12 protein-coding genes are annotated in these 12789 nt (G+C 70.0%); 5 read left to right on the forward strand and 7 right to left on the reverse strand.

From position 1 onward, the window contains the following. Positions 1-48 precede the first annotated feature (48 nt). Complete coding sequence (locus FG385_RS08005) at positions 49-1203, forward strand: DUF2786 domain-containing protein (RefSeq protein ID WP_139095988.1); 1155 nt, start codon at positions 49-51, stop codon at positions 1201-1203. Here the strand turns inward: FG385_RS08005 and FG385_RS08010 are convergent, their stop codons facing one another. Both FG385_RS08010 and FG385_RS08015 read right to left on the reverse strand, forming a co-directional pair. Further along, the gene (locus FG385_RS08010) at positions 1204-2751 is read right to left on the reverse strand and encodes a GMC family oxidoreductase (protein ID WP_139095989.1); all 1548 of its coding nucleotides are present in this window, start codon (positions 2749-2751) and stop codon (positions 1204-1206) included. It abuts the gene before it with no gap. Beyond that, the gene (locus FG385_RS08015; protein WP_139095990.1) at positions 2748-4247 is read right to left on the reverse strand and encodes an aldehyde dehydrogenase family protein; all 1500 of its coding nucleotides are present in this window, start codon (positions 4245-4247) and stop codon (positions 2748-2750) included. The genes FG385_RS08010 and FG385_RS08015 overlap by 4 nt, the downstream gene beginning before the upstream one ends. 182 nt (positions 4248-4429) lie before the next feature. Between FG385_RS08015 and dxs the strand changes: the two genes are divergently transcribed. The 3 genes from dxs to FG385_RS08030 are packed head-to-tail and all read left to right on the forward strand — an operon-like array spanning position 4430 to position 8514. After that, positions 4430-6328: a 1-deoxy-D-xylulose-5-phosphate synthase gene (dxs, locus tag FG385_RS08020; RefSeq protein ID WP_139095991.1), complete on the forward strand. Its 1899-nt coding sequence runs from the start codon at positions 4430-4432 to the stop codon at positions 6326-6328. A gap of 31 nt (positions 6329-6359) precedes the next feature. Next, positions 6360-6986: a class I SAM-dependent methyltransferase gene (locus FG385_RS08025; protein WP_139095992.1), complete on the forward strand. Its 627-nt coding sequence runs from the start codon at positions 6360-6362 to the stop codon at positions 6984-6986. A gap of 28 nt (positions 6987-7014) precedes the next feature. Next, complete coding sequence (locus FG385_RS08030; RefSeq protein WP_139095993.1) at positions 7015-8514, forward strand: penicillin-binding transpeptidase domain-containing protein; 1500 nt, start codon at positions 7015-7017, stop codon at positions 8512-8514. Positions 8515-8621: 107 nt separating this feature from the next. On the opposite strand, the gene FG385_RS08035 is transcribed toward FG385_RS08030, so the two are convergent. From FG385_RS08035 to FG385_RS08055, 5 genes are read right to left on the reverse strand one after another with little or no spacing between them, the layout of a single operon-like run. Next, positions 8622-9881 (reverse strand): NAD(P)/FAD-dependent oxidoreductase, encoded by a 1260-nt coding sequence (locus tag FG385_RS08035; RefSeq protein ID WP_139095994.1) that lies wholly within the window; start codon positions 9879-9881, stop codon positions 8622-8624. Beyond that, positions 9874-10101: a ferredoxin gene (locus FG385_RS08040; protein WP_235022441.1), complete on the reverse strand. Its 228-nt coding sequence runs from the start codon at positions 10099-10101 to the stop codon at positions 9874-9876. Before FG385_RS08040 ends, FG385_RS08035 begins: the two co-directional genes overlap by 8 nt. Continuing rightward, complete coding sequence (locus FG385_RS08045) at positions 10098-10682, reverse strand: ferric reductase-like transmembrane domain-containing protein (protein ID WP_139095995.1); 585 nt, start codon at positions 10680-10682, stop codon at positions 10098-10100. The genes FG385_RS08040 and FG385_RS08045 overlap by 4 nt, the downstream gene beginning before the upstream one ends. Positions 10683-10694: 12 nt before the next feature. Continuing rightward, the gene (locus tag FG385_RS08050) at positions 10695-11459 is read right to left on the reverse strand and encodes a DUF4142 domain-containing protein (protein ID WP_139095996.1); all 765 of its coding nucleotides are present in this window, start codon (positions 11457-11459) and stop codon (positions 10695-10697) included. Further along, a complete protein-coding gene (locus FG385_RS08055; RefSeq protein ID WP_235022442.1) occupies positions 11443-11874 on the reverse strand; it encodes a COG4315 family predicted lipoprotein in 432 nt (143 codons plus the stop codon). Before FG385_RS08055 ends, FG385_RS08050 begins: the two co-directional genes overlap by 17 nt. Before the next feature lie 364 nt (positions 11875-12238). Here FG385_RS08055 and FG385_RS08060 point away from each other — a divergent pair, with 364 nt between their 5' ends. Further along, positions 12239-12787: a sigma-70 family RNA polymerase sigma factor gene (locus tag FG385_RS08060; RefSeq protein WP_139095997.1), complete on the forward strand. Its 549-nt coding sequence runs from the start codon at positions 12239-12241 to the stop codon at positions 12785-12787. Positions 12788-12789 lie beyond the last annotated feature (2 nt).

Consider the following 12789-nt stretch of genomic DNA (forward strand, 5'->3'; position numbering starts at 1 on the left):
CCGCGCGGTCCGACGCCGTGCACCCGCGGGCGCGAGGGGGTAACGGTATTGCCGGAACTGGAAGACATCTCCGGGCTGTTGCTGCGCGCGGCCGGGTGGCCGCACGCGCGCGAGCAGGTCGTGCGCGAGCTGACCGGGCCGGCGTTCGCCGGGCGGCGCCGTCTCGTGGACAGCGCGGCGGATCTGGTCCTGGCGGAGGTGGTCGGGCGACTGCTGCGCAGGGGGTGGCAGCCGTACGACGTCCACCGCATCACGGCGCGGCGAGCCGATGCCAGGACTGCTGGGCTGGCCGGGGACGCGCTCGCGGCCGAGGTGGACGGCAGGCCCGCGGCGACGGTGCATCCGCGATGGTGGGCGCAGCTCGAGCAGATCGGTGCGGTCGTGTGGTGGCAGCGCGGGGAACCGAGGCTGAGCCAGTACGCGCGCCGGGAAGGGTGTGGCTCGTTCGAAGCGCTGTCGTGCGCGGTGAGAGCGCTGGGGGTGCTCGCGACGTTGCCCGCCCTGCCGGAGCTGCCACTGTCCTCGCCGTCGCAGGCCGGGGTGGACGGGAGGATGCTCGCGCGGGTGCGGGCCCTGCTGGCGAAGGCGGAGTCGACGCAGTTCCCGGAGGAGGCCGAAGCGCTGTCGGCGAAGGCGCAGGAGCTGATGAGCCGGTATTCCTTCGAGCAGGCGCTGGTGTCCTCGCCGCGGTCGGCCGGTTCGGCGCGGCGGTTCTGGCTGGACGAGCCGTACCTCGCGGCGAAGTCCGCGCTGGTGTCGGCGGTGGCCTCGGCGAACCGCTGCCGGGCGGTTTCGTACCAGAGGCTGGGCTTCCTGTCCGTCGTGGGGCACGAGGTGGATCTGGACTTCGTCGAACTGCTGGCGACGTCGCTGCTGGTCCAGGCCACCGAGGCGATGCTCGCGGCGGGCCGGCACGGCTCGAGGACGCGTTCGTTCCGGCACGCGTTCCTGCTTGCCTACGCCGGGCGGATCGGCGAACGGCTGGAGGAGGCGAACTCGGCCGCGTCGGCGGAGGTAAGCGACGAACGCCTGCGGCCGGTGCTCGCCCGGCGCAGCCAGGAGGTGGACGCCCTGTTCGCCGAACTGTTCCCGCGCGTGAGCCGACGGTCCCACTCGGTCAGCAACGGCGCCGGCTGGCAGGCCGGCCGGGCCGCCGCGGAAACCGCGAAGCTGACCGTGGAAAGGAGCCGCCTCAGCTCGTGATCAGGCGTCCGCCTTGAGCAGGTCGGCGCATTTCTCGCCGATGGCCATCGTGGTGATGCACGGGTTCACCGCGACCAGGAACGGCATCGCGGAGCCGTCCGCTACCCGGAGCCCGTCCACGCCGCGCACGCGCAGGCGTTCGTCCAGTACGGCGAGGGGGTCCGAGGCCGGGCCCATCTTGGCGGTGCACGACGGGTGGTAGACGGTGTTGTGCGTCTTGCGCAGGTAGTCGGCGATCTCGTCGTCGGAGACCACGTCCGCGCCCGGCGCCAGTTCCGCACCGGCCCAGGCCGACATCGCGGGCTGCGCGACGATCTCGCGGGCCAGCTTGACGCCATAGGTCATCACGCGCATATCGTGCGGATCGGTGAAATAGCGCGGATCCACCCGGGGCTTGTCGCGGAAGTCCCTGGTGCGCAAGCGAACCGTGCCGGTCGAGCGGCTGCGCGTGACGTTGGGGGTCAGGCAGAAGCCGTTCTCCGTCGAGGGGTAGCCGTACCGCAGCGTGTTCAGGTCGAACGGCACCGAACCGTAGTGGAACATCAGGTCCGGCCGGTCCAGCCCCGGCTCGGTCGTGGTGAAGACGCCGATCTCCCACCACTGCGTGGATTCCGTGGTCATCGGCTGCCGCGCGTCCCACTGGATCACGCCCTCCGGATGGTCCTGCAGGTTCGAGCCGACCCCTGGCGAGTCCACCAGCACGTCCAGCCCGATCTCACGCAGGTGCTGCCCGGGGCCGATTCCGGACAGCATCAGCAGTTTCGGCGTGTCGATCGCACCGGAGGACACGATCACCTCGCGCCGTGCCCGCACGGCCACGGTGTGCAGGAGATCCGGCGACAGGTACTCGACCCCGGTGCAGCGCTTGCCGTCGAAGGTCAGCCGCCTCGCCCGCGCCCCGGTCCGGATGTCCAGATTGGACCGTTGACCGAGCACGGGGTGCAGGTACGAGACCGAGGACGAGGCCCGCGTACCGTCCTCACGCGCGTTGATCTGGAACCAGTTCGCGCCGTGGGTGACCGTGCGGCCGGAGTTGAACTCCGCGCGCGGGATCCCCGCCTGTTCGCAGGCTTCCAGCAGCGCCACGCCGCACGGGTCCTCCGGCGGGACCGACCGGATCGTCACCGGCCCGCCTCGCCCGTGGTGTTCGCCGGGCCCGTCGTTCGTCTCGAGTCGTTGGTACAGCGGGAAAATCTCCGCTGTCGACCAGCCGGGCAGGCCGAGCGACGCCCACTCGTCCAGATCCTCGGCCGGGGCCCAGAAGGCGATGCACGAGTTGTGCGAGGAACATCCGCCGAGCACCTTCGCCCGCGCGTGCCGCAGGAACGAGTTCCCCGATTCCTGCGGTTCCACGAGGTAGTCCCAGTCGTAACCGGACTCCAGCAGGGCCATCCACCGGTCCAACCGGAGAATCGCCTGATCGTCCACATCGGACGGTCCGGCTTCCAGTACGCACACCGAAACCGACGGGTCCTCCGAAAGCCGGGCGGCCACCACCGCGCCCGCCGTCCCGCCGCCGACCACCACGTAGTCGAACTCGTCACTCACTGCATCGGCTCCTCTCGGCTGGGGTGCCCGGCGCGGAACCAGCCCGACGGGGCCGGGCGAAGGTTCTGGTAGATGTGCTTGGCCTCCTGGTACTCGCCGAGCCCGGTCGGGCCCAGTTCCCGGCCGAAACCGGACTGCTTGAACCCGCCCCATTCGGCCTGCGGCAGGTACGGATGGTAATCGTTGATCCACACCGTGCCATGGCGCAGCCGGTTCGCGACCCGCTGCGCACGCGAGGCGTCGGTGGTGAACACCGCGCCCGCCAGCCCGTACTGGGTGTCGTTCGCGATGCGGATCGCGTCTTCCTCGTCCGTGAACGTTTCGACGGTCAGCACCGGGCCGAACGATTCCTCGGTGACCGCGTGGCTGCCCTGGCGGACCCCGTCGAGCACGGTCGGGGCATAGAAGAACCCCGCGGCGAGCCGCTCGTCGTCCGGACGGTGGCCGCCGGTGCGCAGGATCGCACCCTCCGCGATCGCGGTCTGGACGTATTTCTCGACCTTCGCCAGATGCGCGGCCGAGATCAGCGGCCCGGTCTCGGCGTCCGGGTCGAACGGCCCGCCGAGGCGGATCCGCTCCGCGCGGCGCACGACCTCGTCGACCAGTCGGTCGTGCAGTTCCTCGGCCACCACCAGCCGCGCCCCGGCCGAGCACACCTGGCCCGAATGGAGGAACACCGCGGTGAGCGTGTAGTCGACCGCGGTCTCGAAGTCCGCGTCGGCGAAGATCACGTTCGGGTTCTTGCCGCCCAGTTCCAGCGCGAACTTCTTGACCGTCGCCGCCGCGTTCGCCGCGATGACCCGGCCCGTGGCCAGGCCGCCGGTGAACGACACCAGGTCCACGTCCGGATGCTCCGACAGCGGCGCGCCGGCCTCCGGGCCCGCGCCCAGCACGAGGTTCGCCACCCCAGCCGGCAGCCCGGCCTCGGTAAGCGTGCGCATGAGCAGGATCGCGGTATGCGGGGTCAGTTCACTGGGCTTGAGCACGAACGTGTTCCCGGCCGCGAGCGCGGGCGCGACCTTCCATGCCGCCTGTAGCAGCGGGTAGTTCCACGGCGTGATGAGCCCGCACACCCCGACAGGCTCGTAGACGATGCGGCTGAACGCGTCCGGGCTCCCGGCGTCCACGACGCGCCCGGCGTCCTGGCCCGCGAGCTTGCCGAAATAGCGGAAGCACGCGGCGACGTCCGCGAGGTCGTATTCGCTTTCCACCAGGCGTTTCCCCGTGTCGAGCGATTCCGCGCGGGCGTAGGCGTCCTTGTCGCGTTCGAGCAGTTCCGCCACACGCAACAGAAGGTCGCCGCGCCGCCCGGCCGGAGTGGACGGCCACGGACCGGCGTCGAAGGCCCGGCGCGCGGCGGCGATGGCGGCCCCGGTGTCCTCCCTGGTGCCTTCGCCGACCACCCCGACCAGCGTCCCGTCCGCGGGGCAGTGGATCTGCCTGGTGCCGCCGCGGGCCGGCTCGGCCCATTCTCCGTCGATGAAGAACTCCGCCATCGATCCCTCCCGTTTTCGACCGGTTCGGGATCCTACGGTCCGTGCCCTGGCGCGGGCGGGCGAGCAGTAACGCAGGCCACTTTCGGACCGGCCGCGCGCGCCGGGGGAGAGTAGGGTGGCGAGCTAGCGTTCCTTCGTACACTGGGCGGACGGTCGCGGGATCGAACACGTGAGGTGGGAAAGTGACGTTGCTGGAGTCTCTGCACGGGCCGGCCGATCTCAAGCGCATGGGGCAGGGCCAGTTGGAGCAGTTGGCGGGGGAGATCCGTGACTTCCTGATCGACCGGGTGCGGCGCTCCGGTGGCCACCTCGGCCCGAACCTCGGGGTGGTCGAGCTGACGCTGGCGCTGCACCGCGTGTTCGACTCACCGCGCGACGCGATCGTGTTCGACGTCGGGCACCAGAGCTACGTCCACAAGATCGTCACCGGCCGTCGCGAGGGCTTCGACCTGTTGCGCCAGCCGGGTGGGGTCGCGGGTTACCCGATCCGGGCCGAGAGTGAGCACGACTTCGTCGAGAACAGCCACGCCTCCACCGCGCTGTCCTATGTGGACGGATTGTCGAAGGCGTTCGAGCTGTCCGGCGACGGGCGGCACGCGGTCGCCGTGGTCGGGGATGGCGCGCTCACCGGCGGGATGTGCTGGGAGGCGCTCAACAACATCGCCGCCGAGCCGGGCCGGCCGGTGGTGATCGTGGTCAACGACAACGGGCGGTCGTACTCGCCGACGATCGGCGGGTTCGCCGAGCACCTGGCCTCGCTGCGGCTGCAGCCCGGCTACGAGCGGATGCTCGACGGCGGCAAGGAACTGCTGCTGCACACCCCGGTCGTGGGCCGCCCGATCTACGCGGCGCTGCACGCGGCGAAGGCCGGGATCAAGGACGCGCTGAGCCCGCAGATGATGTTCTCCGATCTGGGCCTGAAGTACCTGGGCCCGGTGGACGGGCACGACCTGGTGGCGCTGGAGAAGGCGTTGCAGGCGGCGAAGGCGTTCGGCGGCCCGGTCGTCGTGCACGCGGTCACCGAGAAGGGGCACGGGTACCCGCCCGCGGTCAACCACGAGGCCGATCAGATGCACCAGACCGATCCGATCGACCCGGAGACCGGCCTGCCCAAGCCCAAGGGCCGCAGCTGGACCTCGGTGTTCGCCGACGAGCTGGCGAAGATCGGCGGCGAGCGCCGGGACGTGGTCGCGATCACGGCGGCGATGCTGCGCTCGACGGGACTGGAGAAGTTCGCCGAGCGTTTCCCGGACCGCTGGTACGACGTGGGCATCGCCGAACAGCACGCGGTGACTTCGGCGGCGGGCCTGGCGATGGGCGGGATGCATCCGGTCGTCGCGGTCTACTCGACGTTCCTCAACCGCGCTTTCGACCAGTTGCTGATGGACGTGGCGCTACACCGGCAGCCGGTCACGCTCGTGCTCGACCGTGCCGGGATCACCGGCCCGGACGGGCCGAGCCACCACGGCATGTGGGACCTGTCACTGCTGGGCATGGTGCCGGGCATCCGGGTGGCCGCCCCGCGTGACGCCGAAACGCTGCGTGAGGAACTGCGCGAGGCGGTCGCGGTGTCCGACGGGCCGACCGCGTTGCGGTTCTCCAAGGGCAGCGTCGCCGATTCGGTCCCAGCCGTCGAGCGGGCCGGGGTGGTCGACGTGCTGCGTAAACCGTCGGACGGTGCGGACGTGCTCCTGGTGGCCGTCGGTGCGTTCGCCAAGCTGGGCCTGGAGGCCGCGGAACGGCTCGCGGACCAGGGCGTCGGCGTGACGGTGGTCGACCCGCGCTGGGTGGTGCCCGCGCCGCGGGATCTGGTCGCGCTGGCCAAGGCGCACCGGCTGGTGGTGACGGTCGAGGACAGCGGGCGGCACGGCGGTTTCGGCACGGCGCTGGCGGCGCTGCTGCGAGACGCGGAGGTCGACGTCCCGTTGCGAGATCTTGCGGTGCCGCAGCAGTTCCACGAGCACGGTTCGCGCGAGGAGGTCCTCGCGCGCGTCGGGCTGACGGCGCAGGACGTGGCGCGCCGGGTCACCGAATGGGCCGCGAACCTCGTCGCCGACCCCCAGCCCGAACCCGCCGAATGACGAACTCACCGTCCTGAACGTGGATCTCGGCATGACCGAGCCGCCGCATGTCGCCGCTGTCCGCGAGTCCTACGACACCGTCGCGGCGGAGTACGCACGCCGGTATCCCATCGCGCGGGTGGATCCGGTGGCCCGCGCGATGCTGGGCGCGTTCGCCGAGATCGTGCACGGGCCGGTCGCGGATCTGGGGTGCGGGCCGGGCAGGGTGACCGCGTTCCTGGCCGAGCGGGGCGCGTCCGTGTCCGGAGTGGACGTTTCGCCCGAGATGGTCCTGCTTGCCCGGCGCGCGTATCCGCACCTGCGGTTCAGCGTCGGCTCGATGACGGCACTCGACACCGGCGACGGCGAGCTTGGCGGGATCCTCGCGCACTACTCGACCCACCACACGCCACCGGGCTGGTTGCCCATCGTGTTCGCGGAGTTCGAGCGCACGCTCGCGCCCGGCGGGCAGGTGATGCTGGCGACACACACCGGCGACGGCGAGCACCTGCGCCCGGCGCAGGCGTACGGCGGCCGGCCGGTGTCGTACGAGTCCTATCTCCTGCCCTCGGAGCGGATCGCGGAGTTGCTGGGCGAAGCGGGCCTGGCCGTGACGGCCCGGCTGGATCTGGCGGCCGGGCGGCGGCCCGGGGTGGCGTTCCTGGCTCGCAAACGGTGAGCACACGCGCCGGTGGCACAATGGCCCGGTGAACAGGGCGATCCGCCGCGTCGGGACCTTGATGATGGTGCTCATGGTTCTGTTGCTGGTCAACGGTTCCTGGGTGCAGGGCATCAAGGCCGACAGCTACGCGAACAATCCGAGGAACCTGCTGCACCTCTACGACCAGTACTCGGTGCGGCGCGGTATGATCACCGCCTCCGACGGGACGGTCCTGGCCTCCTCGACGCCGGCCGACGACAAGCGGCAGTTCCAGCGCACCTATTCGGACGGTCCGCTGTACGCGCCGGTCACCGGGTACCTCTCGATGGCTTCCGGCGCGCACGGGATGGAGTACGCGGAGAACGAGGTCCTCAACGGCGGCGACGCCAGGCTGGAGCTGCGGCGGCTGGCGGATCTGACCTCGGGCACCGCGGTGGGTGGCAACGTCCAGCTGACGATCGACCCCAAGGTGCAGGCCGCGGCGTACAACACCATGGTGCGCAACGGGTTCACCGGGGCGGCGGTCGCGATCCAGCCGTCGACGGGGCAGATCCTCGCGATGGTGAGCGTGCCGTCCTACGACCCGAACAAACTGTCCACTCACGACACGGCGGCCGCGCAGTCGGCGTACAACGGCTACGACCCGAATTCGGCCACCAGCCCGTTGATCAACCAGGCCGTTTCGCAGGCGTACGCGCCCGGTTCCACGTTCAAGCTCGTGGTTTCGGCCGCGGCGCTGTCCGGCGGGGCGGGCGACGAGAACACGCCCGATCTGCCCGCCTCGCCACGGATCACGCTGCCGGGTACGGCGACGACGCTGGAGAACTTCGACGGCGAGACCTGCCCGTCCTCGGTGAACGGGCAGGTCTCCATGAAGACCGCGCTGGCCTATTCGTGCAACACGGCTTTCGCGACGCTCGCGGGCCGCGTCGGTGCTTCCGCTGTCGCGGCGCAGGCGTCGAAGTTCGGCTTCGGCGACAGTGGCCTCACCGTGCCGCTCGGCGTCGTGCCGTCCTGTCTCGGGCCCGCCGGCGACTGCATGAACATCCCGAACGGCACCGCCGGGCTGTACCAGAGCGGTATCGGGCAGCTCGACGTGCGCGAGACCCCGCTGCAGGACGCGATGATCGCGGCGACGATCGCCAACGGTGGCAAGGAGATGCAGCCCCAGTTGGTCAAGGCGGTGCAGGCGCCGGACGGCTCCACGATCGCGGGCTTCGCCCCGCAGACGTTGCACGACAACGTGATCTCGCCTCAGGTCGCCGGGACGATCACCCAGATGATGGAGGACTCGGAAAGCCACTCCGGGACGGCGGGGAAGAACCCGGCGATCCCGATCGCGTCCAAGACGGGCACGGCCGAGCACGGACCGGATCCGAAGCAAGTGCAGCCCTACGGCTGGTACGTGGCTTTCGCCCCGGCGGCCCACCCGTCAATCGCCGTCGCCGTCGTCGTCACCTCCGGCGGGAACTACGACCTCGCCACGGTCGGGGCGAAGGTGGCGGGCCCGGTCGGCCGCGCGATGATCAACGCCGCCGCCGGCTGACTACCCGCCCGCCGTGTTGGCCCACCCGGTCGCTGTGTTGGCCCGCCCGGTCGCTGTGTTGGCCCCCCACGCGGCCAAACGTCCCGCGTGGGGGGCCAACACGCGGGTCAGACGCCTTGGCTGCTGACGGTGAGCCATTCCTCGTCGGAGAACATCTCCTCGGCGGACAGCTCCGGGAGCGGGCTCGCGACCGGCGTGTACTCCGGCACCGGGAGGCGGCGTTCGAGCTCCGCGGTCCAGTGCAACATCGTGCGCGGCTTGTCCCAGGTTGCCGCGCCGACCAGCTGGCCACCCCTGACGAACCCGGTCACGCCCTCGTCCAGTTGCACCGTGTCCTCGCCGAGCGCTGGCATCCCGGCCATCTGCAACCGGTGCTCGTAGATGCTCGACCAGGCCCGCGGCAACGGCGTGTACGGCTTCGCGAGCGCGCGCCCGGCCATCAGGTTCTCCGCCGCGGCGCGGGCCGACTCGACCGCGTTGAGCCAGTGTTCGACCCGCCGCGGCGTCTCGTCGAAGCGCAGGTTCGGCCAGCGCGCGGTGTCACCGGCGACGACCACGTCCTCGGCGCCTTCGGCGAACAGCGTCGCTTCGCACAGCACGCCGTCGGAGATGTCCAGCCCGGAACCGCGCAGCCAGTCCACCATCGGCACGCTGCCGATCGCGAGCACGACGCAGCTCGCGACGATCAGCTTGTTGTTCGTCAGGTGCAGCCCGAACGCTTCCTTCGTGCTGATCCAGTGCCGAACCTCGGAGTTCATCGCCAGGCTCGCCCGGTGCTTCTCGTGCGCCCCGGTGACCGCGTCCGCGATCCGGGGGCCGAACCGGTACAGCGGCGCCTTGGCGTGCCCGACGAGCGTGACGTCCCGGCCGAGCGAGCGCATGCTCGCCGCGAACTCGCAGCCGATGAGCCCGCTGCCGATCACCACGGCCGGTTTGGTGCTCGCGGTCAGCGCGCGGCGCAGCGACAGCGAGTCCTCGACCGTGCGCAGCACCCGCACCCGCGGGTCGTGCCGTGGTGCGCCGGGCAGGTGCCGTGGCACGACCCCGGTCGCGATGATCAGCCCGTCGTACCAGAGCTCCTCCTTACCGGGCAGGTGCACGACGCGCTGGCTGGTGTCCAGGTGCGTCGCCCTGGTGCCAAGCCGCCAGTGCGCGTCGAGGTCTACATAGGACTTCAGGTCCGTGTCGATCGCCCGCACCTGGCCGGTCACCAGCTGTTTCGACACCATCGGCCGGTGGTAGGGCTTCCGGCGCTCGTCGCCGACGATGATGATCTCGCCGTCGAAACCGAGCTCCCGCAGCCGTTCGGCAGCGCGCAGGCCGGCAACCCCGGCCCCGACGATGACGATCCGGTCTCCATCACTCATCGGTCATCCCTCTCAAGACAATGGCCTGCATGGGGCAGCTGCGGGCCGCCGCGGCGGCCTCGGCGTAGTCGGTCTCCGCCAGTTGCCTGCGGTAGCGCAGCCGGCCGTCCTTCTCCAGCGTGAACAGCCGGGGTGCTTCCCACATGCAGGTGCCGAACAGTTCGCAGCGGTCCTTGTCGACGCTGATCCGCGGCGCGCGTAGGCGGTTGCGTGCTTTCACACCAGCTCCTCGACGAGTCCGATCCGTTCGAGCCACCGGCCGGGCAGGAACCGCAGGATGGCCAGGACGATCGTGGGCACGATCAGCGTGATCCCGCCCAGCCACAGCACCTGCAGGTTGCCGTTCGCCATCGCGCCGAACAGCGAGTGGATCGCCAGGAGCGGGATCGCGGCGTACGCCAGGCGATGCAGCCAGAGCCAGCGCCGGTACGTGGTGAACCGGTACAGCCCGGCGGTCAGCACGATGGCCACCATCAGTTCCAGGCCGATGATGCCGAACGCGTGCCGTGCGAGGGTGCCCGGCAGGAACGGCACGGTCAGCCGCGCGAGCGTGAACGCGCCGTTGGACAGGAAGTAGAACGCGCCGGCGTGCACGACCCCGAACGCGAGCGTCAGCATCGCCATCGCGATATGGCTGCTGCGCAACGCTTTGCGCCCGGTGATGTTGCGGACCCAGCCGGTGGCGGTGAGCACGCCCCAGCACAGGGTCGTGCACATGAACACGTAGGCGAGGCGGGCCGACAGCTGCGCGACGATGCGCAACCCGTCGTCGGTGTCCTGCTGAGCCAGTACCGTCACCATGCCGGCACCGCCCTAGACCGGAGTTTCCGACTCGGCCGCCTTGCGCGACCTGAGGGTTCGGGCATTGTCATCTCCTGGGTGATATTTCTGCCTGGTGCGCCTTCTCCGCGTCAGTCGCATGGCGACGAGCCCGGCGCCGGTGAGGCCCAGCGCGATCCCGATCCCGGTGTAGACATCGGACGCGCTGAGGCTCAGCAGGTTCGCGGTGCCCGCGGCCGGCTGAGGCAGTTTGCCGTAGTCGACGAGGCCGGTGCCTTCCAGCAGCGTGATATGCCGCAGCACCACTTGGTTCGCCGTGTCGGCGAACGCCCTGATCTCCGCGTGTGTGGTGCTCACGCGTGTCTGTGCGATGGCGTTGAAAACCAACCCGTGTGCCAGCCGAAGGCGGTTGACGAGCACCCGCTCGAACTCCGCTTGCGAGGACGCGTTGCGGATCTCGTCGAGCCAGACCTGCTGGTCGGGATTCGGCGCGTCGGGCAGCGGCACGGCGAATTTCTTCGCGAGCGCGCGGGTCTGCACGTCCAGTCGGCCGTGGTCGACCATCAGCGTCTTGCCCATGTCGCGGAAGTACTGGGTGGATCCGCGCTGGTAGGCCATGTCACTGGCCGGCATCTCCCACAACCCCGCCTGCCGCACCATGACCAGCAGGCCGCGGTCGGTGTCGCTGAGCGTGACTTGTTGTGCCTGGGCGAATACGGGTACGGCCAATTGGGTCAACACGCAGACGGCGAGTACGAGCAGCACACGGAACAGCCGGCGGTCAGAGGCCGAAGGCATCGGACCGCCCGGGATCGGCGACCGCGGTGACCTTCCCGCCGTCCGGGGTCACCGGGGACCATCCGGCGGCGTCCATACCGGAGGTCTGGCCGGGCTCCGTGTCGTTGACGTTGCGGTACAGCGGATGCCCGGCGAGTGTCGCCTGGTCGGCGCTGTCGGTCCTGGTGAACGTGCCGACCAGGCGCTGGTCGATGCCGTCGAGACGGGCGACCGCGGTGGCTGGCACCGGTTTCCAGGTCCGCAGGCAGGAATCGAAGCAGGCGGACCGGGGTGGGTTCGTGCCGTCGGCTGCGGAAATGTAGATCGTATCGCCGTTTCCGTCGATCACCATCCGGCCGAGATCGAACGCGCGGACCGCGACCAGCATCGGTTCGCCCGCGTTGCCGGCGGTCGCTTGTTCGCTGGTGGGAGGCACGTAGGTGCTCTGCCGATCCGCTCCGGGCACGTAATTACAGCCGGTTGAAGCCGCGACTACGGCGATTCCGGCCACGGCCAGCGGGAGCACGGATCTGGCTCTGGCTGCGTGGGGTACCACGAGAGTGAACTTCCTTCCCTGTCGGGGGCCAGGGTTTGTACCCGCACGGAAAAACCGCTGCGTGCGGGCATGTTGGCTCCACTATGGACGCTTCTGTCCACAGTGGAGTGAAAGCGCTGTCGGGGGTCAGCGCGGTCGGGGCCTTCGCCGGGGGATACGCGAGGCGCCCTGGCACGGTTCAAAGAATGTGAACGAGATTTATTGGTACTGGACTACTCGCCCGTTCCCCGTAAGGATGTCCGCCGTGGGACGCCACAGCCGATCGCTGAGAACCGTTGTCGAGCCAGATGCCGGCACCGGTCATGAAGAGCTGGCCGCCGCTCTCTACCAGGAGTTCGGGCGGCCACTGTTCGCCTTCGTGGTGACCCTGACCGCCGGTGACCGGCAATGGGCCGAGGACGTCGTGCAGGAGACGCTGATCCGTGCGTGGCGCAACGCCGACAAGCTCGACCGCGAACCGGAAATGCTGCGTGCCTGGTTGCACACCGTCGCCCGCCGCATCGTCATCGACGGCTGGCGCAGCCGCCAGGCCCGGCCGCGGGAGGTCGAAGAGGCCGAACCGGATTCGGTCGGCGTGCCCGACGAGTCGGATCGCACCCTCGCCGCGATGGTGGTCTACGAGGCGCTCGGTAATCTCTCCCCGGAACAACGGGAAGCCGTGTTACAGACCTACATCCGTGATCGAACGGTGAACGAGGTGGCCAGCTCCCTCGGTATTCCCCCCGGCACCGTCAAGTCCCGGATCTACCACGCGGTACGCGCGTTACGGCGGGCCTTACGAGACCGGGGGTGACG

This window comes from Amycolatopsis alkalitolerans, assembly GCF_006152065.1.
Taxonomy (GTDB): Bacteria; Actinomycetota; Actinomycetes; order Mycobacteriales; family Pseudonocardiaceae; genus Amycolatopsis_E; species Amycolatopsis_E alkalitolerans.